At 70.4% G+C, this 21,359-nt stretch carries 17 protein-coding genes; 9 read left to right on the top strand and 8 right to left on the bottom strand.

Annotated features, from left to right (window positions below; all coding sequences use genetic code 11):
• The first annotated feature begins 11 nt into the window (after positions 1 to 11).
• A complete protein-coding gene (locus tag OG570_RS21835; RefSeq protein WP_326958843.1) occupies positions 12 to 1,094 on the top strand; it encodes an RICIN domain-containing protein in 1,083 nt (360 codons plus the stop codon).
• Positions 1,095 to 1,222: 128 nt separating this feature from the next.
• A complete protein-coding gene (locus OG570_RS21830) occupies positions 1,223 to 1,378 on the top strand; it encodes a hypothetical protein (protein ID WP_247056273.1) in 156 nt (51 codons plus the stop codon).
• 52 nt (positions 1,379 to 1,430) lie between these two features.
• On the opposite strand, the gene OG570_RS21825 is transcribed toward OG570_RS21830, so the two are convergent.
• Positions 1,431 to 4,307, bottom strand: a complete 2,877-nt coding sequence (locus OG570_RS21825) for a glycoside hydrolase family 9 protein (RefSeq protein WP_326958841.1) — start codon at positions 4,305 to 4,307, stop codon at positions 1,431 to 1,433.
• 233 nt (positions 4,308 to 4,540) lie between these two features.
• Between OG570_RS21825 and OG570_RS21820 the strand changes: the two genes are divergently transcribed.
• The 3 genes from OG570_RS21820 to OG570_RS21810 all read left to right on the top strand — a co-directional run bounded on the left by OG570_RS21820 (position 4,541) and on the right by OG570_RS21810 (position 6,939).
• A complete protein-coding gene (locus OG570_RS21820) occupies positions 4,541 to 5,293 on the top strand; it encodes a GH12 family glycosyl hydrolase domain-containing protein (protein ID WP_326958839.1) in 753 nt (250 codons plus the stop codon).
• Positions 5,294 to 5,339: 46 nt separating this feature from the next.
• The gene (locus tag OG570_RS21815; RefSeq protein ID WP_326958836.1) at positions 5,340 to 6,710 is read left to right on the top strand and encodes an endo-1,4-beta-xylanase; all 1,371 of its coding nucleotides are present in this window, start codon (positions 5,340 to 5,342) and stop codon (positions 6,708 to 6,710) included.
• A gap of 61 nt (positions 6,711 to 6,771) precedes the next feature.
• A complete protein-coding gene (locus tag OG570_RS21810; protein WP_326958834.1) occupies positions 6,772 to 6,939 on the top strand; it encodes a hypothetical protein in 168 nt (55 codons plus the stop codon).
• A 156-nt stretch (positions 6,940 to 7,095) separates the two neighbouring features.
• Here OG570_RS21810 and OG570_RS21805 read toward each other — a convergent pair whose 3' ends face one another.
• Positions 7,096 to 7,428, bottom strand: coding sequence for a helix-turn-helix domain-containing protein (locus OG570_RS21805; RefSeq protein ID WP_326943766.1), 333 nt, complete (start codon positions 7,426 to 7,428; stop codon positions 7,096 to 7,098).
• A gap of 705 nt (positions 7,429 to 8,133) precedes the next feature.
• On the opposite strand from OG570_RS21805, the gene OG570_RS21800 reads away from it, so the two are divergent.
• Positions 8,134 to 8,397 carry a hypothetical protein gene (locus tag OG570_RS21800; protein WP_326958832.1) on the top strand — a complete coding sequence of 88 codons (264 nt, stop codon included), beginning with the start codon at positions 8,134 to 8,136 and terminating at the stop codon, positions 8,395 to 8,397.
• A 65-nt stretch (positions 8,398 to 8,462) separates the two neighbouring features.
• Complete coding sequence (locus OG570_RS21795) at positions 8,463 to 8,735, top strand: hypothetical protein (protein ID WP_326958830.1); 273 nt, start codon at positions 8,463 to 8,465, stop codon at positions 8,733 to 8,735.
• 215 nt (positions 8,736 to 8,950) lie between these two features.
• On the opposite strand, the gene OG570_RS21790 is transcribed toward OG570_RS21795, so the two are convergent.
• Positions 8,951 to 9,553: an HSP18 transcriptional regulator gene (locus OG570_RS21790; RefSeq protein ID WP_326958828.1), complete on the bottom strand. Its 603-nt coding sequence runs from the start codon at positions 9,551 to 9,553 to the stop codon at positions 8,951 to 8,953.
• A 110-nt stretch (positions 9,554 to 9,663) separates the two neighbouring features.
• Between OG570_RS21790 and OG570_RS21785 the strand changes: the two genes are divergently transcribed.
• Together OG570_RS21785 and OG570_RS21780 are read left to right on the top strand one after the other, a co-directional pair.
• Positions 9,664 to 10,107: an Hsp20/alpha crystallin family protein gene (locus tag OG570_RS21785; protein WP_326943769.1), complete on the top strand. Its 444-nt coding sequence runs from the start codon at positions 9,664 to 9,666 to the stop codon at positions 10,105 to 10,107.
• A gap of 126 nt (positions 10,108 to 10,233) precedes the next feature.
• Entirely contained in the window at positions 10,234 to 10,662 is a 429-nt protein-coding gene (locus OG570_RS21780) for a DUF6292 family protein (RefSeq protein WP_326958826.1), read from the top strand.
• Between the two features lie 87 nt (positions 10,663 to 10,749).
• Here the strand turns inward: OG570_RS21780 and OG570_RS21775 are convergent, their stop codons facing one another.
• From OG570_RS21775 to OG570_RS21755, 5 genes are all read right to left on the bottom strand, one after another.
• Positions 10,750 to 13,041, bottom strand: coding sequence for an FtsX-like permease family protein (locus OG570_RS21775; RefSeq protein WP_326960119.1), 2,292 nt, complete (start codon positions 13,039 to 13,041; stop codon positions 10,750 to 10,752).
• A complete protein-coding gene (locus OG570_RS21770) occupies positions 13,041 to 13,730 on the bottom strand; it encodes an ABC transporter ATP-binding protein (RefSeq protein ID WP_326958824.1) in 690 nt (229 codons plus the stop codon). Before OG570_RS21770 ends, OG570_RS21775 begins: the two co-directional genes overlap by 1 nt.
• The gene (locus OG570_RS21765) at positions 13,730 to 14,251 is read right to left on the bottom strand and encodes a PadR family transcriptional regulator (RefSeq protein WP_326943772.1); all 522 of its coding nucleotides are present in this window, start codon (positions 14,249 to 14,251) and stop codon (positions 13,730 to 13,732) included. Before OG570_RS21765 ends, OG570_RS21770 begins: the two co-directional genes overlap by 1 nt.
• A 229-nt stretch (positions 14,252 to 14,480) precedes the next feature.
• Positions 14,481 to 19,352, bottom strand: coding sequence for a DNA repair ATPase (locus OG570_RS21760; RefSeq protein ID WP_326958822.1), 4,872 nt, complete (start codon positions 19,350 to 19,352; stop codon positions 14,481 to 14,483).
• Positions 19,349 to 21,358, bottom strand: a complete 2,010-nt coding sequence (locus OG570_RS21755; protein WP_326958820.1) for a flotillin family protein — start codon at positions 21,356 to 21,358, stop codon at positions 19,349 to 19,351. Before OG570_RS21755 ends, OG570_RS21760 begins: the two co-directional genes overlap by 4 nt.
• Position 21,359: the final 1 nt, after the last annotated feature.

The following is a 21,359-nucleotide window of genomic DNA, read 5'->3' as shown; positions in this document are numbered from 1 at the left end:
CGAGGAGAACCATGCGCATCCGACTCGTCATGGCCACGACAGCCCTGTTCCTGAGCGCGTTGCTCCCGGGCACCCCGGCGGCCGCCGAGTCGAACGGCGGCGTCCGGGTCATGCCGCTGGGCGACTCCATCACCGAAGGCACGCAGGTACCCGGCGGGTACCGGATCGGGCTGTGGCAGCGCCTGAGCGCGGGCGGCTACCAGGTCGACTTCACCGGCTCGCAGTACAACGGCCCGGCCGCCCTCGGTGACCACGACCACGAGGGTCACCCAGGCTGGCGCATCGACCAGATCGACGCGAACATCGTGACCTGGCTGCGGAACACCGGCTCGCACACGGTCCTGCTGCACCTCGGCACCAACGACGTCCTGCAGAACTACGACGTCGGCCGCGCGCCCGCCCGGCTGTCCGGGCTGATCGACCACATCACCGCGACCGCACCGGACGCCGAGGTCTTCGTCGCGATGATCACCCCCCTCGCCGACTCCGGGCAGGAGTCCGCCGTCCGCACGTTCAACTCCGCGATCCCCGGGATCGTGCAGAGCGACCAGAACGCCGGCAAGCACGTGCACCTGGTCGACATGCACTCCGCCGTGACCACCGGCGACCTGACCGACGGCATCCACCCCACGGCCACCGGGTACGACAAGATGGCCGCCACCTGGTTCGGCGCGCTGCAGTCCGTGTCCGGGAGCATCGGCACCCCGGGGACGTCCGCGGCCCGGCAGATCGTCGGCACGCAGTCGGGCCGGTGCCTCGACGCCGCGAGTGCCGCCAACGGCACCCAGGTGCGGCTGCAGGACTGCGGCGGGCAGACCGGTCAGGCGTGGACCCGGGCCGGCCAGGAGCTGACCGTCGGCGGGACCAAGTGCCTCGACGCGTCCGGCCACGGCACGGCCAACGGCACCCCCGTGATCGTCTGGGACTGCCACGGCCAGGCCAACCAGCAGTGGACCGTCACCACCGACGGCACGATCACCGGGGTCCAGTCGGGCCTCTGCCTCGACGCGTACGGGCAGGGCACGGCCAACGGCACCCAGCTGATCCTCTGGGCCTGCAGCGGGCAGGCGAACCAGCGGTGGACGCTGCGCTGAAAGGCTCGTGGACCGATGGGATGAAGACGTCTGTTTGACCGCGGAGATCCCTGGGCACTCCGGGCCCGGGCGAGCGGCCACCACATCCCGGTGCCCGGCCCTCCGCGAGCAGAAGGAGCTTCCCGACCGTGATCATCCTCGGCGTCATCCTGATCGTCCTCGGCTTTCTCATCGGCATTCCCGTGCTGTACACGATCGGCATCGTGCTGGCCGTCGCCGGTGTCATCCTCGCCGTCCTGGGTGGGACCGGGCGCAAGGTCGGCGGCCGCGGGCACTGGTTCTGAGCGGGGAACACCCGCTCGCCGGGTTCTCGGGACCCGGCGAGCGGGCCGGTCGTCAGGCGCACGCCCTCCCGTCGACCGTGAAAGCCGACGGATTCGGATTGGTCCCCGTGTAACTGCCGTTGAACCCGATCGCGACCGACTGCCCCGGCGCCACCGAGCCGTTCCACGGCATGGCCGCGGCGGTCACGTCGGCGCCGGACTGCGCCCACGTCGCCGACCACCCCTGCGTCACCTTCTGGTTGCCCGGGAAGGTGAAGCCGAGCTTCCAGTTCGTCCACGCCGTCGTGCCGGTGTTCTTCAGCGTGGCGGTGGCCGTGAAGCCGCCGTTCCACGTGTTCGCCGCGTACGTCACCTGGCAGCCGCCCGCCGGGGTGGCCGGCTGTGTGGTGAACTGCGCGGCAGGTGAGTCCGGGCTCGCCAGGCCCGCGCCGTTGCGCGCTACCACAACAACCGTGTAAGCGGTCGACGGCGATAGACCCGTCAGGCTCGCCGTCGGCCCGGTGACCGTGGCGAGGACCGTCCGGGCCGAGCCGGTCACGCGGACCACGTCGTAGCTCTTGACGCCGCTCTCCGGGTCCGCGGCCGCCGTCCAGGTCAGCGTGGCACCGCCGCTCGACACCGCGGACACGACGGGGGTGCCGGGCGCAGTGGGCGCGGTCGTGTCCACAGTGGACGACGACTTCTCGGCGGTCCAGCCGGCCAGCCAGGCCAGCGCCGAGTTCCAGTTGATCGCGACTTCGTTGACCGAGTACGCCTGGATGTCGTCGACGAAGCACCGCTGGGGCGCGCAGCCGGCCAGCAACCGCGCCGCGGTCGGGTCCTGCAGGCCGCTGTTGGGACCGCCCGACAACGCGCCGGGCGGGGCGGTCGGCAGCGAAGCGTCCAGCTGGTGCGCCCAGAACCGGTGGTGCACGTTCGTCACCGGCTGGTCACCGTGGCCGGAGACGTAGGAGTAGTTCGCCGGGTTGCGGCCCAGCAGGTAGTCCATCGCCGCGAACGCGCCGCCCCGGTACTTGTCCTGCTTCGTGAAGTCGTACGCCAGGGCGAGGACCACGCCGTTGTTGGCCACCAGGCCGTTGGAACCCCACTCGTACGAACCGTCGGCCGTGCGGTAGGGCGCCGGGTAGCCCATCGACGCCATCTGCGCCAGGTGGCTGTCGGCGGTCGTGGTGACCGCCGTCCTGATCGCCGCGACGTCCGTCGCCGGCAGGTCGGTGGGCACCACGGCGAGCGTGATGTCCCCGAGCGCGCCCGTCGAGGCCCAGTCGAAGCCGTGCGTCGTGAAGCTCTTCCCGCGGTAGAGCGCAGATCCGGTGACGTCGGCGCGGTAGCCGCTCTTCCCGGTGGTCGTGAACAGCTCGGCGGCGGCCCAGTAGAACTCGTCGCTCACGGTGTTGTCGCTGTACGTCCCGCCGCCGGTGCCGTCATTCGGGTCGGCCAGGACGTTCGGGTTCGCCTTCGCCGCCGTGTACGCCTTCTCGGCCGCGGCGAGCAGCTTCGCCGAGTACGCCGGATCGATGGTCCGCCACAGCCGGGACGCCTGCGCCGCGACAGCTGCCATGTTCAGGGTCGCCGCGGTGCTCGGCGGCGACAGCCGGCGCGGCTGGCTGTCCTGGTCGGGCCGGGTGGGCAGGGACGTCCACTGCGCGTCGTGGATCTTGTGGTGCACCATGCCCGCCTGGGGCTTGCCGTCCGGCACCTGCATCTCCAGCAGGAAGTCGACCTCCCAGCGGGCTTCGTCGAGGATGTCGGGCACGCCGTTGGCCCGTTCCGGGATCGCCAGCTTGCCGTCGCCCAGCGCGCTCGCGTCCCCCAGCCGCAGCGCCCGCTCGTACTCGTCGAGCAGTTCCCAGGCCGCGATTCCGCCGTTGACCACGTACTTGCCGTGGTCGCCCGCGTCGTACCAGCCGCCCCGCACGTCGAGGGTGTAGCCGCAGTTCAGGTCCGACCGGCAGGGGACGTTGTCGTCACCCTGGTTCGGCGCGACGTTCACGTGCCCCGCCGGACGCGCGTACGCGGCCCCGACGTACACGGCGTCGATCGCGATCCCGCTGCGCTGGTGGTAGAAGAAGGCCAGCGAGTCTTGGCGCAGCTTCTGCAGCGCGTCGGCGGAGATGGCGAACGGGAAGCTGGTCTCGGACCCGACGCTCAGCGTGTAGCCGGTGCCCGCGGTGTCGTAGGCGGAGAAGTCGATTTCGTGCACGTTCTCACCGGAGGCCGCGTCCGCGCCCCGCGGCGTGGTCCGGCCGGTGGCCACCGCGCTCCCGGCGGCGTTCTTCAACGTCCACGTCAGCGGCGAGGTCGAGTCGCTGATCAGCGTCGCCCGCTTGGGCAGGCCGGGCACGTAGCTCTCCTGGTTCACCCGGATGCCGCTCGTCGGCGGCAGGCCACCGGGCGGCACGACGCCGCCGACGAGGGAGATGTTGTCCAGGCACACGGTGTTGGCGGCGGCCTGACCGCCGAACCAGAACGCCAGCTGGCCGTTACCGGCGGCCGGGAAGTCCAAAGTGGACGAGAAGGTGACCGTGAAGTGCTGCGTCGACGGCGTCACCGTCAGGTCGGTCCGCGAGATCTGCCGGTAGGGCGACACGGCCTCGCCCGCGACGGCGGAGATCTGCTGGGTGCTCGTCGCGTGCGCGTCGAAGGTCAGCGTGTACGGCTGTCCCGCCTCGAACGGCACCCCGTTCTGACCCGCCAGCGCGTCGTAGCCGTTGGCCGTGCCGCCGGGTACGTCGGTGCAGAACTCCCCGCCGGCGACGCGGCCGGTCGTCCCCGCCCCGGCCCACCACGGGTCGAGGGTGCCGCCGGAGAAGGTCCCGTTGAGCACGCGCTCGTAGTCCGCGGCCGCCGCGGGCACGGCGGCCGCCGTCACCCCGAGCGCCACCGCGGCCAGCAGGACCAGACCGGCCCGCGACTTCGTTGCCCGCATACGCCATCTCCTCGTCTTCGTCGGCGTGCTGATGGTGATCCAGGCTGGGAGCGCTCCCAGCACGGTAGCCGCCACGCACACCCCCTGGCAATCACCGGCGAAACTTTCGTCGGGAGAAAGGAAAATTGATCACGGGTGAACTCTTTGCTCACCGGTTCCCCTGTGGTTTCATCGGAAGCGGTCGGCCTGAGAGCGCTCCCAGGCACACTCCCACAATGAGGTGGAGGCGGCACGTGAAGCTGAAGCACGCTCTGTCCGCGGTAGCACTGGTCACAGCCGGGCTCGTGGCGCCGGCCGTCACGGCGGCACCGGCCGCGCACGCGGACACCCTGATCTGCGACCAGTACGGGACGACCACGATCGGCGGCCGGTACGTCGTCATGAACAACCGGTGGGGCAGCAGCGCCCAGCAGTGCATCAACGTCACCGGCAGCGGGTTCCGGATCCAGACCCAGCAGGGATCCACCAGCGGTGGCGCCCCCTTGTCGTACCCGGCGGTCTACGTCGGTTGCCACTACGGGAACTGCTCCCCCGGTACGAACCTGCCGCGGCAGCTGAACCGGATCGGCAGCGCACCGTCTTCGATCTCCTACACCTACGTCGGAGGGTCCGTCTTCGACGCCTCCTACGACATCTGGATGGACCCGGCCGCGAAGACCACGGGGGTCAACCAGATGGAGCTGATGATCTGGTTCAACCGCACGGGATCGGTGCAACCGGTCGGCGGCCGGGTGGGCACCACCAGTCTCGGCGGCCGGGGCTGGGACGTGTGGCAGGGCAACAACGGCGGCAACGACGTGGTCTCCTACGTCGCCCAGTCCCCGATCTCGGGCTGGTCGTTCAACGTCATGGACTTCGTCAACGACGTCGACGCCCGGACGCGCGTCGATCGCTCCTGGTACCTGACCAGCGTCCAGGCCGGGTTCGAGCCGTGGAGCGGCGGAGCCGGCCTGGCGGTCAACTCGTTCTCGGCCAACGTCAACTGAAAGCTCGCCCCGCCTGGCCCCCAGGTGCACTCCGGAAGGTGTGAACATGAAGATGACATCGCGGTCATTGTCCCGCGCGGCAGTCGCTTCGACGCTCCTGGCGACGTCGCTCGGGGTTTCGCTGGTGCTCGCCACCTCGGCCGGCGCCGCTACGACGCTGGGTGCGTCGGCCGCTCAGACCGGCCGGTACTTCGGCGCCGCCGTCTCGGCCGGGAAGCTCGGTGACGCGACCTACACCGGCATCCTGAACCGCGAATTCACCATGGTCACCGCGGAAAACGAGATGAAGTGGGACGCCACCGAACCGAACCAGAACCAGTTCGGCTACAGCGGCGGCGACCGCATCCTGAACCAGGCGGTCAGCAACGGCCAGCGCGTCCGCGGGCACGCGTTGCTGTGGCACCAGCAGCAACCCGGCTGGGCCCAGGGCCTCAGCGGCTCCGCCCTGCGCCAGGCCGCGATCAACCACGTCACCCAGGTCGCCACCCACTACAAGGGCAAGGTCTACTCGTGGGACGTCGTCAACGAGGCCTTCGCCGACGGCGGCGGCGGTGGCCGGCGTGACTCCAACCTGCAGCGCACCGGCAACGACTGGATCGAAGCCGCCTTCCGCGCCGCGCGGGCCGCCGATCCCGGCGCGAAGCTCTGCTACAACGACTACAACACCGACGGGATCAACGCCAAGAGCACCGGAATCTACAACATGGTGCAGGACTTCAAGTCCCGCGGCGTCCCGATCGACTGCGTCGGCTTCCAGTCCCACCTCTCCAACTCCGCCCCGGGCGACTACCAGGCCAACCTGCAGCGGTTCGCCGACCTCGGCGTCGAAGTCCAGATCACCGAGCTGGACATCTCCGGCTCCAACCAGGCCGCCGTCTACGGCACCGTCACGCGCGCCTGCATGGCCGTCGCCCGCTGCGCCGGCATCACCGTCTGGGGCATCCGCGACAGCGACTCCTGGCGCACGGGTGAAAACCCGCTCCTGTTCGACAACAACGGGAACAAGAAGGCCGCGTACACGAGTGTCCTCGACGCCCTGAACGCCGGCGGCGCGACCACCACGCCGACGACACCGACCACCCCGACGACTCCCACCACGCCCACGACGACGACCACGTCCCAGCCCGGCGGTTGCAGCGCCTCGGTCTCCCTCAACTCGTGGAACGGCGGGTTCGTGGCGACGGTGAAGGTCACCGCGGGAGCGACCGCCCTCAACGGCTGGACGGTGACGACGAACCTGCCCTCCGGCGCGACCGTCACCAACGGCTGGAGCGCCGGCAACAGCGGCACCAGCGGCACGGTGAACTGGACCAACGTCGGCTACAACGGCAGCGTCGCGGCCGGGCAGTCCACCGAATTCGGCTTCCAGGGCACCGGAAGCGCCGACGGCATCACGTCGGCCTGCGCCGCGAACTGATCCACTCCACCGTCGGGGCCCGGCACCGCGAGCCGGTGCCGGGCCCCGACGACGGTCGTCGTTGCGCGACGCGGCGATGCCCTGCCTGGAAGACCTGCCGCGGTCGTCGGCCACTACGGCCCAGCTCGACGGCGACGACGTGCTCTTCGCGGAACGGCTCTCGGCCCGTGACGTGGTGATCAACCAAGGACGAATCCAGCTGTCGACGAGTCCGCAAACTCCGCTCTGAACTGGCCGCCGGACGCCGGACGAGGCGTCATTCTGCCGTCGAGCAAGACTCGTTCACCCAGCAGGCGCCCGTGGTCGGCGTCCCTGCCATGGCACGGAAAGCCGGGCCTGGCCGCACATCGGCACGCGGCACCGAGGCCGCGTGCCGAGCCGGGATTCAGTCGCCGGTGGGGAGTTCGATGGTGCGGCGCTGGGCCTCGTGCAGCTGGTCTTCGAGGGTGATGATGCGGCAGGCGGCCTCGATGGCGGTGCCCTGATCGACCAGTTCCCGCACCCGCGTCGCCAGGCGCAACTGGTGGCGCGAGTAGCGACGGTGCCCGCCCGCGGACCGCTGCGGAGTGATCAGGCCAACCTCATCGAGGCTGCGCAGGAACCCCTGCGTGGTGCCGAGCATGTCGGCGGCCCGGCCCATCGTGTAGGCGGGGTACAGGTCGTCGTCGAACTTGTCGGCCTTGCTGGGCGTGGCCGGGCCTTGCTGGTCTGGGATCATTCCACCTCCACGTCACAAAGGACCCCGGGCGCCGCGCACGGCACCCGGGGTCCTCGAGGGTAGGGATCTTCACCATTGTCAACCGGCGCGACCGCCGGCTTCCTGCACCCGCGTCCGGCGTGAAGCCGGATCGTGCGGGGATCGCTTACTCGTGACCGAGCACCACCTCCGGACTCGATGGGACCACGGCACCCGCGCGGCAGTACTGCCTGGCCGCCGCGGGCGATCCAATGATGTTCCCGTTCCCTTCTCTCCGGCGATTTCCACTTACCGGTTACCGCTACATCACTTGCTGCGTACGTCACTGCCGGAACCCTTCCACTGATCGGTCCCAGCACGCTGACGCCGCTGGCCACTGCCCGGAGCCCCTTCACCGATCGGCCCCGGCCACCTGACCGGTCCTGCCACTGCCCTTGTCCTGCACTTCCACTCCGGACCGGTACTACTCGGTCAAACCTTCTTCACGACCCGGTCTCCGGAGCAACACTCCTGGTCACCAGCCGAAACCTTGTTCTCCAGATCGGCTCCGTGCTGCCTGACCGCCTTGTCTCACCTCGCGGGTAGTTACGTCTTCTCCCGCGCCTGCTTGACGTTGTCTCTCTCGGTATGAGCAGAACAGTACACACACCCGACGTTGAATGTCTACTCCGACCGTCATAGATTTTCTGAAGGCAGTCGAACGAGTGATGAGGAGGGCGTGCGGCCATGAGCGACGACATCACGCAGCAGAGCCCGCTCGATGAGCGGTACGGCCTGGCCGGAGTACGTGACCTGAGCGAATACGCCGAAGCCTTGACGCGGTTGCTGGAACGGGGCCGGCGGGAGCGGTGCGCGGCGGTGCTGTCGGAGGCCGAGGCCTACGCGGCGGCGGAGCTGCTCGGGCAGTTCGCGCAACTCGACCCGCTGGGCGCGCTGAACCGGCTGGCCGCGTCCCTGGCCGGCCGCATCTACAGCCGCCTCGGCGCCTGAGCACCCGGAAGGCCCACCCAGGTGAACGACACGGGACAGTCGGTGCCCGCGCGACCGGAGACGTGGTGATCACGACCGAGCCGTCCGATGGCGATCCCGAGCGGGACCGGACCACAGACGCGCGTGCGAACGAGAGGCCGGCCGACGTCGCACATCGCGCGCTGGTGCGGCAGATCGCGGTCAGTACCGCGGAAAGCGTGGCGCGGCCCTGCATCGCGAGTGTGCCGACCGGCCGTGACGTCCCGGTGGACCTGACCACCCGAGAGCCACGAAGAAGAGGTTCGTCGGTATCGACGCGCGGGGTTCGCCGCGGGAGGTCCACCAACCTGGCGACGTGATCGGGACGCACAGCGACCACGGCCGCGAGCAGGGGTGCCGAATTTCGCCACTCGGCGTCCTCGGGGCGGCGGGTCGATCGCGCCACAACCGACGGTGCGGCCATTGCCGGAAACGAGTCACGCCGGCAGGTGGCCGATCGAGCTGTTCTCCTGGCGGTGGGTTCCATCAGCCTCCGATGCGCCACCACATGACACGAGAAGTGGTCCTGCAGTGATCAGGTGGCACGATCACGACGGTGCCCGGTGGCGTCACGGCGCACCATGTCGGCGTGGTCTTCGATGGCGCCGAGCCGGTCGGCCAGGCCCGCATGATCGCGCCCCAGGTGGCCACGAACCGCCGCCAGTGGAGGCAGCAGACTGGTGACGTCGTCGCCGCCGAGTGCCGCGCCGAGGCGGTCGGCGTCCGCGCGAGCCGCGCCGTCCAGGTCTTCCAGCGCATTCACCTGACCGGCCAGCTGCCGCAGCACCGCCGAGTTGCGCCGAGCCCAGTCCGCGACCGCGCGATCACCCGCACGCCGGTCCCGCTCGGCGTCGACGCGCGCCTCCCCCGTCGTCTCGCCCGTCGCCGACGGCCTCAGTCGCAGGAACCGCCGTTCCGCGGCCTGCCGGCTGGCCACACCCAGGGCCGGGGCAAGAGCCGCCCAGCTGACGCCCTCGGACCTTGCCGCGGCGATCAGCTCCGGTTCCCACCCGGTGAGTTGCTCACGCAGGGACCGCAGCGAGGCCAGGGCGCCCAGCAGCCGGTCGGGCGGCACCTCGCCGCGGCCGGTCGCGAGGACCACCTCGTGCACGTCTCGCGCGGCACGGATCGGATCCATGTCCACCACCTGTCATCCCTTTGACGACTACTCACTTGTCATCGTTGTGATGACATGTTAGAACAGTGGGGCGTGTTGACACCAGATCAACGACCCCAGGAGGTGGAACCATGTTGATGCGCACCGACCCGTTCCGTGAGCTGGACCGCTTCGCCCAGCAGGTGCTCGGCGCCGCAGCCCCCGGAACCTGGTCCAAGCCGGCCGCGATGCCGATGGACGCCTACCGCGCCGGCGACGAGTTCGTCGTCTGCTTCGACCTGCCCGGCGTCACCCCCGACGCCATCGAGCTCGACGTCGAGCGCAACGTCCTCACCGTCAAGGCCGAACGACGACCCCTCCCCGGCGGCGGCGACGTCCAGATGCAGGTTTCCGAACGGCCGCTGGGCGTGTTCTCCCGCCAGCTGTTCCTCGGCGACACCCTCGACACCGACCACATCGCCGCCGACTACGAAGCCGGGGTCCTGACCCTGCGCATCCCGGTCGCCGAAAAGGCCAAGCCACGCCGTATCGAGATCACCGGCACCGCCGGCGACCACAAGGAAATCCAGGCCTGACGAGCCCACCCGGCGCAGGACCGGAACCCCGAACCGGTCCTGCGCCGGCCCCGCAAGTCCCCGAAAGGCCCTGTCCTCGAAAGACACTGTCCTCGAACGACACTGTCCCGGAAGGCACCCGCGCCCGTGACCGCATCGCTGCACATCCCGACCGGCCACCCCGCCCTCACCGCCCTGTGGGGCTACCTCGCCGACGTCACCACCGCACTCGGCATCGGTCCTGAATCCTGCCTCGTCGACCACGACACCCCGGTCTCCGCCTACGTCGCCCTCGACGAACAGCTGCCCGGCTACCCCGGCCGCGACGTCGCCCTGCTGTGGGACGAGACCCGCGGCTGGGCCGCCGCCATCGAAACCCACTCCGGCCAGGACCTCGTCGTCGTGCGGTACCTCGGCGGACCCACCATCACCCCGGCACCCGAGCACGTCGCCCGGTTCGTCACCGCACTGCAAGAAGACGACCACCGCGTCGGCCGGCTCGACCCGCCGGATCTGCGCACCGCCGCCGGCCTCGCCGAACTCGCCACCGCACTGCGCGACCGGAGCACGACGTGACTCCCGAGCCGCTGCCACTGCCGGTGTCCTTCACCCGCCGGCTGGACAAGATCGCCGGTCGGGTCGGCGCGACGCGCCGGCAGCGGCTCATTCCGAGCGCAACGTGTCCAACCGGGTCGCTTGCCGCAACAACGGCATCGTCAACCCGGTCACCAGCAGCACCGCCGCCACCGTCGTGCCCGCCAGCGCGAGCAGCACCGGGACGTCGACGATCATCGGCCGGTCCGCCAGCGACAGGATCGGCGCGGTCAGCCCCAGCCCCGCCGCGATCGCCAGCACCACGCCGACCACCACCGGCACCGCGGTCTGCCACAGCGCTCCGCGGGCCAGCACCCCGATCGGCACGCCGGCCGCGGACAACGCCGCGAGCGGGCGCCGCCGTTCGCTGATCTGCTCGATCGACAGCATCAGCAGGCTCATCGCGGCCACCGCGAGCACGAACAGTGCCGCCGTGATCAGCACCGAGCGGAAGTTCTCCACCATCCGCTGGTCCTGGGCGTGGAAGTCGTCGAGGTAGCTGCTCTTGCTGACCGTGGCGTTCCACGCGAGCGCGTTGACCGCCCTCGCGACGTTGTCCGTCAGCGCCTGCGGGTCGCCGGTGCCCGACACGTACAGCGCGACCGACGAGGCCGGCACCGTGAGCCCGCCGAGCGCACCCGGTGTGACGAACAACGTCCCCTCCGCCGCCGTCGCCGTGGTGGCCGACGGCACGACCTTGACGCCGCCCGGGACCGTCCACTCCGGACCATCGGCCTCGCTGTCGTGCAGGAAGCTCCGCAGCTGCACCGTTCCCGCCGGGGCGGTACCGCCTCGCGACGGCACGACGTAGAACACGTCGCCGTCGGCGCAGCCGCCGATGTCGGCTGCCACCTCGAGCGCGACGCAATCACCGACCACGCCGTAGGTCGACTCCCGCCCGGACTGGACCATGATGTTCGTGGCCGGGTGCGTCCCGGTCACCCCGGCCGCCGACGCCGCCCGCTCGGCGGCCTCGGCCTGGTGCGCGGTGGTGGTCTGCACCCGCACCGGGGCCGCGGCCACGCTGTCCGGCGAGACCTGCTGCTCGACGCCGCCGGTCAGGGACGTGAGCACGCCCTGGACCAGGATGGTGCCGGCCAGCACGACGACCAGGCCGGACACGACGCGGCTGGCGGTGCCGCTGTCCAGCTGCAGCCGCCGGATCGCGAGCTGCCACGACGGCGGACCACCGTGCAACCGCTCCACGAGCCGTTCGACCAGCCAGGGCAGCAGGGCCGCGACGCCCACCAGCAGGAACACGCTGCCCGTCGCGAGTGTCATCCCGGCGGTCGTGTCGCTTGTCCCGCGTCCGAGAGCCAAGCTCGCGGCCAGGAGCAGCACACCCGTCGCGGTGAGCGCCCAGCGCCACCACATCCGCCGGCGCATCGGCTTGCCCTGGCGGACCACGCCGAGGGGTTCCACGATCGTGCGGCGCAGCCCGAACATCGCCGAGCCGACCGCGAGGCCGGGCACCAGCAGCACGATCACCACGACCAGCGGCCAGTCCGGGACGAAGTCCTCCGGGAAGATCCGCAGGCCGAACGGCAGGATGTCCGCGACGAACGTGCGCAGCACGGCGAAGAACCCGATGCCGGCCACGAGCCCGATCACCGCCCCGACCAGTGACTCCGCTGCTGCCACTCGCTTGACCTGCCGGGAGTCGAGGCCGATCAGCCGCAGCGCGGCGAGCCGGCGTTCCCGCTGCGCCGCGCCCATCCGCGACGCGGTGGTCACGAAGATCAGCAACGGCAGCAGCAGCACCGCCGCGATCGGCAGGATGATGGCCAGCATGGCCGCCGACAGCCCGAGCCCGGTGTAGGGCTTGCCGAACGCGTAGACCTTGTTGCCCCTGGCGCCTTCGGCCTCGATCTGCGCGGCCGGCACCCCGTAGAACGCGGCCAGATCACCCGCGCCGGAAACGCCGTCCCGCGAGATCTGGCCGGCCACCTGCCCCGGCAGCTGCGCCTTCAGCGAACCGCCGCCCGGCGCGGCCAGCTTCGCGGCGAGCTCCGGTGACACGGCGAGCTCGCCCGGCGCGGGCAGCCGGGTGAGTCCCGGCGGCACCGGCGAGCCGGGTCCGGTCGCCGCGACCGCGGTGACCTTCACGAAGTCGTCGCCGACCGACGGGTACCAGTTGTAGGTCAGCAGCGGGGCGACGCCCGCACGCGGCTCGGTGACCTGGGCGATCGCGGCCTTGCGCTCCGCCTGCGCGCCGGTCAGGTGCTGGACCGCCGCCGCGGGCAGCAATACGGCGACCGCGAGCGCGATCCCGAACGCGGTCATCGCGAGGCGCAGCAGCGCCGCGCCGGACATCCGGCCGCCCCCGACGGCCAGCCGGAGCCCCAGCGCCAGATCCCGCATCACGCGACCAGCTCCCGGTCGACCGTCTGCCCGTCGCGCACCACGACCTCCCGGTCCGAATAGGCCGCGACCCGCGGCTCGTGGGTCACCAGCACCACCGCGGCGTGCGTTTCCCGCGCCGCGGTGGTGAGCATCTGCATGACCTTCTCGCCGTTGAGCGAGTCGAGCGCGCCGGTCGGCTCGTCCGCGACGACCACCTTCGGCTCGGTCACCAGCGCCCGCGCCACCGCGACCCGCTGTGCCTGCCCGCCGGAGACGTCGCCGGGACGGCGCTTCGCCAGTCCGTCGACCTCCAGCCGGGCGAGCCATTCGGCCGCTTTGGCCTCGGCCGGCTTCCGCTTGACGCCGGTGAGCCGCAGCGGGAGCGCGACGTTCTCCAGGCAGGACAGCTCGGGCACGAGCTGGCCGAACTGGAACACGAAGCCGAACTCGGTGCGCCGCAACGCACTCCGTTCCTTGTCGTCCATCCCGACGAGGTCGGCGCCGCCGTAGCGGATGGTGCCCGAGTCCGGCCGGACGATGCCGGCGAGGCAGTGCAGCAGCGTCGACTTGCCGGAGCCGGACGGGCCCATGATCGCGAGCACTTCCCCGGTCGAGACGGACAGGGCCGCCCCGTCGAGCGCTTGTGTGCGGCCGAACGACTTGTGCAGTCCGTTGCCGACGAGCAACGGCGTTCCGGGCGTGGTCATCAGCGCACCGCCTTCTCGAGTTCGCCGAGGCGCGCGGCGGTCAGCTCCAGCCACCGCAGGTCCGCCTCGAGGTGGAAGAGCGCGTGGTCGCAGATCAGCTGATCGGCGAGGTCGCCCCCGTTCTTGCGTTTGGTCAGCGAACGCATCACGTTCAGGTGCTCGCCGCGCTGGACGTCGAGCACGTCGGCGGCGCTGCGCCCGGACAGCAGCGCGAGCACCACCTTCGTGTAGAGCGTGTTCTGCAGGTACGGCTGCGGATTCTCCGGAGTGTGCAACCACGTCTCGACATCGGTGACCCCCGCGTCGGTGATCGTGTAGCGCTTCCGCTCCGGCCCCTCGCCGCTTTCGACGCCGGCCACCTCGACCATGCCGTTGCGCAGCAGCCGCGACAACGTCGAATAGACCTGCCCGTAAGCAAGCGGGCGGTCCTGCCCGAACTGCTCGTCGTACGTCCGCTTGAGGTCGTAGCCATGCCGCGGGCCCGATTCGAGCAACGCGAGCAAGGTGTGCGAAACCGACATTCCCACTCCTCCCTGCCCGGGTCTCCCCGAGCAGGGACCACTATACCGGACGCGTATACACGCGGCGTATACACTCGCAGAGTAGGCAGTACCAGCAGGTCAACGGCGCCAGAGTGGGGTCGCTGGTCCAGGTGCCCGAGCAGGTCGCCCGGCTCTTGCCGAAGCGGGTGACGACGCGATCACAGAGGTTCTCGTCCGGCGCTACCGCACGGGCGAAACCGCGGCCGGACTAAGCTTCTTCGCGCACAAGCCGTTGTGCCGCACGTCCGATGGCGGTTTCGACCGCGCCCACCCGGTCGGCCAGCAGGCCCACCGCGCCGACCGCACGGCTCATCGGGTCCTCGTCGTCGCCGCCCAGTGCCTGCGCCCGCAGGTACGCGGCCTTGACGTCGGCCCACCGGCGGGCCTGCTCCTCGGACAGGCGGCCCCGCAGCTCGGCCAGCTTGAGCAAGTTGGCTTCGGCGCCCGAAGTCAGCGTCTGCGCCTCGCCCGCGTAGTGGTCGTCGATCAGGGCCTCGAGTTCCGCGTCGTTCATCGCCGGCACGATCCGCTCGGCCAGCTTGTTCATGTTCCGGTACGAACCCTGCAGCTGGAACGGCGGTTCGGTGCGGGACGCGTCCGCCTGCGCCGCCGAGGCGATGTAGGCCCGGTTGTTCGCCAGCACGGTCCGCTGCACCCGCAGGAGTTTCCGCAGCACCGCGAGGATCTGCTCCAGCTCCGTCGCCGAATACGCGTGCGAAAGCTGGTCGGTGCGCACCGAACCGTCACCGCGCGCCATCCGCACCAGGACGTCCACATCGGACTGTTCGCGGGACACCAAAGGCGCCAGCACGGCGTTCGACGTCAGCGAGTTCTCGACGTAGCTCAGCGCGAAGAGGTCTTCCTTCCCGGACAGCACGTCGCCGAGGTTCCACACGTCCGCGCGGTTGGCGAGCATGTCGGGGATGCGGAACCGCTTGCCCTGCTCGGTGTACGGGTTCCCGGCCATGCACACCGCGAACCGCTTGCCGCGCAGGTCGTAGGTCCGCGTGCGGCCCTCCCACACACCTTCCATCCGTCGCTGCGCGTCGCACAGGGAGATGAACTTCTGCAGCAGCTCCGGCGACGTGTGCTGGATGTCGTCGAGGTACAGCAGCACGTTGTTGCCCTGCTCCAGCGCGAACGAGATCTTCTCGACCTCCTGCCGTGCGGTCGCGTCGGGCGCGTCGGCCGGGTCGACAGAGGTGACGTCGTGGCCGAGCGCCGGCCCGTTGACCTTCACGAACACCAGCCCGAGCCGGCTGGCCACGTACTCCATGAGCGTCGTCTTGCCGTACCCCGGCGGCGAAATCAGCAGGAGCAGGCCGGACTGGTCGGTGCGCCTGGCGTCCCCGGTCGCGCCGAGCTGCTTGGCCAGGTTGTCGCCGATCAGCGGGAGGTAGACCTCGTCCAGCAGCCGGTTGCGCACGAAGGCGCTCATCACCTTCGGCTTGTACTCGTCCAGCCGGAGCCGGTCGCGTTCGGCCGCGACGAGCTCGTTGCGCAGCCGCTGGTAGGCGCGAAACCCCGGCACGCGATCACGCCGGAACCGGTGCGTCCTGGCCAGCACCTCGTCCAGCCGCAGCGTCACCGACCGCCCGGTGATCCGCGGGTGCGCGCCGAGCAGACCGTCCACAGTGGTCGTCAGTGTCGCCGACGAGTCGTACCGCGGGAGGTCGCACAGCTCGATCGCGACGGCCTCCGGCAGCTCGTCGGCCGGCAGCCCGGCGGCGGCCACGAAGGATCGCAGCCAGGCGTCGGCCAGCTGGTACCGGTCCGCCAGGGCGTCGAGGGAACGCAGGTCTTCGGCGAAGCTCCGCCGGTCGAGCCGGAACTTGTCCAGCACCGTGCGCGCGCCGCTGTCGGTGACGAACCCGGGCTGGGCGACGGCGAGCTCCTCGACCAGGTACTCCCCGGCGAACTCGGCCCCGAGCCGCAGCCCGGCGCCGTCGAGGAACGCCGTCATCGCGTCCGTGAGCTCCCGCGCCAGGTCGTCCAGCGCCTTCGGGTGGCCGAACGCCTCCCGCACCCGCCCCAGCGACGCGGCCCGCGTCGTCCACGCGGCCTTGGCCCGCTCGTCGGCGCCGAAGGCCCAGAACAGCTGAGCCGCCGCACGGGCCGCGGGCGGGTAGCGCAACAAACCGGCGGCGGACCGCAGGCGCAGCAGGGCCGCGAGGATCGCGGCCGCGTCGTGGTCGTGCACCCCGCGCGCGTAACCCTCGTCGTAACGCTCCCCGGCCACGCTCCGCACGACGTCGAGCAGGTCGGCTTCGACCAGTTCGGCCACCGGCCGTTCGGCGAGGATCGACGTCGCGAGGTACTCGGCCCGGTACACCTCCGGCGACTCCGAGACCAGCAGCTGGTCCCAGTACGGCCGCGTCGCCTCGAACGCCTCGTCGCGCACCGGCGCCCGGTAGTCGGTGCCGGTGATCGCGAACTTCATCGAGCTCTCGTGCGGCACCAGCGTCAGGTCGATGTCCTGCGTGTTGACGGCGAAGGTGCTGCGTCCGAGGCGGATCGTCCCGCCGCCCTCGCCGTAGAGGTCCAGCCGGTCGCGCAGGCTCCGGCCGGCCTCCTGGCGGGCGGCCTTCACCCGGCCTTCGAGCTCTTCGGCGCGGACCTGGTCGCCGAGCGCCCGCAGGTCCTCGACGACGCTGCGCAGCTTCGAGACCATCGGATCGGCCGCGAAGTAGGTGTTGATCTCGTCGGCCGAGCCGAGCGAACCGGCCCGGCGGGTCACGCTGCCGAGGATCCGGCCCGCCGAATCGACGAGCCGGTCCGCCCGCCGCGCCCGCTCGTCGAGCAGCGCCTGCTTGCGCGAGGAGAACGCCTCGTAGACGTCGGTGCGCTTCTCCCCGAGCGACGTCAGGAAGTCGTCGAACTCCCCGAACCGCGATTCGAGGTTCTCCAGCTGCAGCAACAGCCTGCCCAGCTGCTCGTCGCAGCGCTCCGGGGTGTCCGCGACCGCGAGCCCGCCCGTGATGGCCTGCGCGAGCAACGCGAACTCGGCGGCGAACTCCGCCCGGCCCTCGGTCTCCAGGAGTTCCCGGCGCCGCGCGTCCAAGGTGGCCCTGGCGCGGTTGACGGCGCCGATCACCTCGCCGACGCGCTCCAGTATCTTCGTGCGGACGACGGCGTCGGCGATGTCGAGCCCGCCGACGACGTCGATGAGCACCTCCAGGCCGGCCGACTGCTCGTCGAGCCGCTCGGCGACCGGGCCAGCCTCGGCGACCGTCGCGATCGCGGCCGCCCCGGCGACCAGCGCGTCCACCTCGGCGTGGTAGCCGGTGAACGCCTCCTCGCCCTGCAGGAACCGCACCGCGCGGTGCGCGGCCTCGGAAAACTCCGTGTCCAGCTCGCCGATCAGCGTGTCGACGCGCGCGGTGCCGGCGTAGCGCAGCTCCCGCACGGTGACGAGGCGTCCCCGCGCCCGGTGCATTTCGGCGAGGCGGCGCACCCACGCGTCCGCTGTGTTCAGGGCCTCGCCGCGGACCCGCCGCACGAGGGACGCGGTGTCGGCCGCCACCGTGTCGACGGCCTCGGCCGCCTGCGCGGTGAGCGAAGTGACCGTCTCGAACTCGTCCAGCACCTGCTCGGCGGTGACCCGGACGTCGGACAGCGGCGAGCGCAGATCACCCAGCTCGGACTCGCCGAGCCAGTGGTAGTGGTCGAAGAGCCGCGCGCACGCGGCGATCAGCGCCTCGAACACCGCCGCCGACGGCGCCATGTCCGCGATCATCGTCGTGATCGAGAGGCAGTCCGAGATCCCGCGGACGAGATCGGCATTCCCGACGCGCTCCAGCGGCCCGGTCCCGGCGGGCTGTGACGCGGCGTAGGTGTCCGACTGGAACGGCGTGCGCCACACCTGCATCGGGTGCACCCGGCTCGGTTCGCCGGACAGCGCGCGGAACAGGATCATCGTGCCGTCGTCGAACAGCGAGTACCCGTGGCACGGGATCGGGTTGGCGACCTCCTTGCGGATCACGTTGTAGGGCAGCAGGAGCGAGCGTCCCTCGGCCCGCGCGTGGAAGACGTAGAGCACGTCCTCGCCGTTGGGCGAGCGGATCACGCGCTCGAACTCGAGACCGTCCACCGTGGTGTCGAACGTCTTGCTCACGCCGGTGTCGAGGTAGTAGCCGCCGGGGAAGATGATGCCGTGGTCCTCGGGGAGCCGCTGACACGCCTGCCCGATGCCGTCGAGCCGCACGACGTCCTGGGTGCGCGTGTTGAAGACCAGGTAGCGGTGGGTGGTTTCCTTGTACGGCAGCATGCGCAGCAGGATCAGCGGGCCGATCCGGGCGTAGGAGACCTCGGCGTCGGCGAGGCTCTGCAACGGCTCGTCGACCGGCTCGGCGTAGACGCCGGCGCCGGTCTCGGTGTTGTTCTCGACCTTGACCGTCAGGTTGCCGCCGACGGTCTCGACGAACACCTCGTCCTCGATCGAGATGTGCGGATGCCGGCCGAGGACGTGGTTCTCGCGCGTGGTCTCGACCCACTCGAAATCGTGCGACGGCGGGAAGACGTGATCGCGCTCACCGCGGTTGTCCAGGTAGGACACCGCGCCGTCGGACGCGATGCCCCACCGCAGCACCCGGATGTCCTCGGTGCGCGGGCCGATCTGGAACACCGCGAGCAGCTTCCCGTCCAGCCGGCGCAGCTGCAGCAGCTTCGCCTGGCGGTAGTACCGGTACAGCTCGCCGAAGTCCCGCCCGAACTGCTCGTCCCGCAGCAGCTCGGGCAGGTCCTGCGCGCTCACGTCGTCGAACCGGAACGCGTTTTCGTCGTGGCTGAAGCGCTGCAGCGAGAAGACGTCATCGACCGCCGTCTCGGGCTTGAGCCCGATGAAGACGTTGTAGCCGAACAACATCTGCCCGCCGACCGCGACGATGTCCCGGGGCACGCAGTTGTTCGCGGTGCGGATGCGTTCGGTGCCGATCAGCGCGAGCTGCGCGCTGCCGAAGACCGCCAGCCGGTGCGCGTTGAGCTCGTCCGCGCGTTTCGCCAACTCGGCGGCCTGGGCGGCCAGCCGGACGCGGAGCACGTCATACGTGCCCGCGTCCAGCTCCGTCTCGGCCGCCGTCACTGCTTCGCGGCGACGACGGTGGCGACCGACGTCTCGGCGAGGCCGAGCCGCTGCGCCGTGGTCATCAGCTCACGGAGCTTGTCCGTGTCCGGGCCGCCCGCCTTCAGCTGCTGCGCCAGGAAGGCCGACAGCGTCAGGTTCTTCACGTCCTCGGTGCTGACCGCGCCGATCAGCTTGGCGAGGTCGTCGGTGAGGCTGGCCGACCCGTCGAGGTAGGGCCGCGCGAGCGACTGGACGACGTCGGAGTGCTGCACGAAGCCGTCGACGCTCTTGCCGAGGCCGATCGAGCCGACGATCCGGTCGAAGAACATGGTCTCGCCGCCGACGATGTCGATGTCGGCCTTCTCCAGCCCGACGCTCAGCACCGTCGCCTGCGCCTCGGCGACGTCACGCTGCACATCGAGCGCGGCCAGCCGGATCTCCTTCTCCGCTTCCAGCCGCAGCCGGTACTCCTCGTGCTCGCGGCTCGCGCTGTCGAGAGCGGCCAGCGCGGCGGCCTTCTCGGTGAGCCCCTCGGCCTCACCCTTCAGCTTGTCGCGCAGCGCCTCGGCGATCACGATCGCCTTCTCGCGTTCGACGATCGCTTCGGCGCGGCCGACCTTCTCCAGCGCGTCGGCGTCGCGCTCCTTGACCAGCGCCGCGGCGAGGCCGGCGGCGGCCTCCTCGGCCTGGATGCCCTCCGCCAGCCGGATCTTGGCCCGCGTCTCCAGCTCGGCGGTCTGCTGGCGCGCCTCGGCGAGGGTCAGCTCCTCGCGCGCCTTGTGCTTGGCGGCCTGCTCCGAAGCCTCGGCGGCCTTGATGCCCTTGACCAGGTTCTCCTGGGCTTCGGCTTCGGCCCGGATGACGATGGCCTCGCGTGTGCGCTGGGCCTCCTCGACCACGCGCAGCTTCTTGATGTTCTCTTCCTGCTCCGCGACGGTCTTGTCGACGGCGATCCGCTCGCGGATCACCTCGGCGATCGACCGCTTCTCCGTTTCGAGTTCCTTGTCCTTCGAGATCCGGGAAAGCTCGGTCTCGCGCTCGCGGCCGATCACTTCGAGGAGGCGGTCCTTTTCGATCCGCTCGGACTCGATGGCGATGACGCGTTCCCGGTTCTTGCCGGCGACTTCGATTTCGCGCTGCTGGTTCTGCTGCTGGATACCGAGCTGCTCGTCGGTGCGCAGCTGCGCGGCCTGCGACTTGAGCCGCTCCTCGGCCTGCACCTTGAGGATTTCCGCCTCTTCACGCGCCCGCATGGTCTCGACCTCGCGGCGCTGCTTGATCTCCGCGTCGGCCTGGCGCCGCTCCAGTTCGAGGATCGCCTCGCGGGCGTCGACGTTCTGGCGCGTGATCTCCTTCTCTTCGTGGCGGCGGAATTCGTTGGTGCGCACGTGCTCGATCGCGGTCAGCTCGGTGATCTTGCGGATTCCCTGCGCGTCCAGGATGTTCGCCGCGTCCAGCGACGTCATCGGCGTCTGCTCGAGGTAGTCGATCGCCGCGTCCTCGAGGCTGTACCCGTTCAGGTCGGTGCCGATGACGCGGATGATCTGGTCGCGGAACTCGTTGCGCTTGGTGTAGAGGTCGACGAAGTCGAGCTGCTTGCCGACGGTTTTCAACGCCTCGGAGAGGTTCGCGCTGAACAGCGCCTGCAACGTCGTCTCGTCGCTCGCGCGTTCGGTGCCGATGGCCTGCGCGACCTTCACCACGTCCTCGGCCGTCTTGTTGACCCGCACGAAGAACGAAATCCGGATGTCGGCGCGGATGTTGTCCCGGCAGATCAGGCCTTCCTGGCCGGTGCGCTCGATGTCGATCGTCTTCACCGAGATGTCCATGACCTCGGACTTGTGCAGCACGGGCAGGACGACGGCGCCGGTGAAGGTGACGTCGACCTTGCGCACCTTGGAGATGATCAGCGCCTTGCCCTGCGGCACCTTCCGGAACAGCCGGCTCACGACGAACAACAGCACCAGCAGGATCAGCACCACGACGGCGATCAACACGCCGGCACCCAGGCCGATGGCATCCATG

Origin of the sequence: Amycolatopsis sp. NBC_01286 (assembly GCF_035982555.1) — a bacterium.
GTDB lineage: Bacteria > Actinomycetota > Actinomycetes > Mycobacteriales > Pseudonocardiaceae > Amycolatopsis.
The sequence above is the reverse complement of the archived record's forward strand: the minus strand, read 5'-3'. Positions and strand labels throughout refer to the sequence as shown.

Excerpts from the sequence above, each read along its gene's own strand:
- OG570_RS21835 (WP_326958843.1), top strand. The coding sequence starts at position 12 with ATGCGCATCCGACTCGTCATGGCCACGACAGCCCTGTTCCTGAGCGCG.
- OG570_RS21825 (WP_326958841.1), bottom strand. The coding sequence starts at position 4,307 with ATGCGGGCAACGAAGTCGCGGGCCGGTCTGGTCCTGCTGGCCGCGGTG.
- OG570_RS21815 (WP_326958836.1), top strand. The coding sequence starts at position 5,340 with ATGAAGATGACATCGCGGTCATTGTCCCGCGCGGCAGTCGCTTCGACG.
- OG570_RS21805 (WP_326943766.1), bottom strand. The coding sequence starts at position 7,428 with ATGATCCCAGACCAGCAAGGCCCGGCCACGCCCAGCAAGGCCGACAAG.
- OG570_RS21800 (WP_326958832.1), top strand. The coding sequence starts at position 8,134 with ATGAGCGACGACATCACGCAGCAGAGCCCGCTCGATGAGCGGTACGGC.
- OG570_RS21790 (WP_326958828.1), bottom strand. The coding sequence starts at position 9,553 with ATGGATCCGATCCGTGCCGCGCGAGACGTGCACGAGGTGGTCCTCGCG.
- OG570_RS21785 (WP_326943769.1), top strand. The coding sequence starts at position 9,664 with ATGTTGATGCGCACCGACCCGTTCCGTGAGCTGGACCGCTTCGCCCAG.
- OG570_RS21775 (WP_326960119.1), bottom strand. The coding sequence starts at position 13,041 with ATGCGGGATCTGGCGCTGGGGCTCCGGCTGGCCGTCGGGGGCGGCCGG.
- OG570_RS21770 (WP_326958824.1), bottom strand. The coding sequence starts at position 13,730 with ATGACCACGCCCGGAACGCCGTTGCTCGTCGGCAACGGACTGCACAAG.
- OG570_RS21765 (WP_326943772.1), bottom strand. The coding sequence starts at position 14,251 with ATGTCGGTTTCGCACACCTTGCTCGCGTTGCTCGAATCGGGCCCGCGG.
- OG570_RS21755 (WP_326958820.1), bottom strand. The coding sequence starts at position 21,358 with ATGGATGCCATCGGCCTGGGTGCCGGCGTGTTGATCGCCGTCGTGGTG.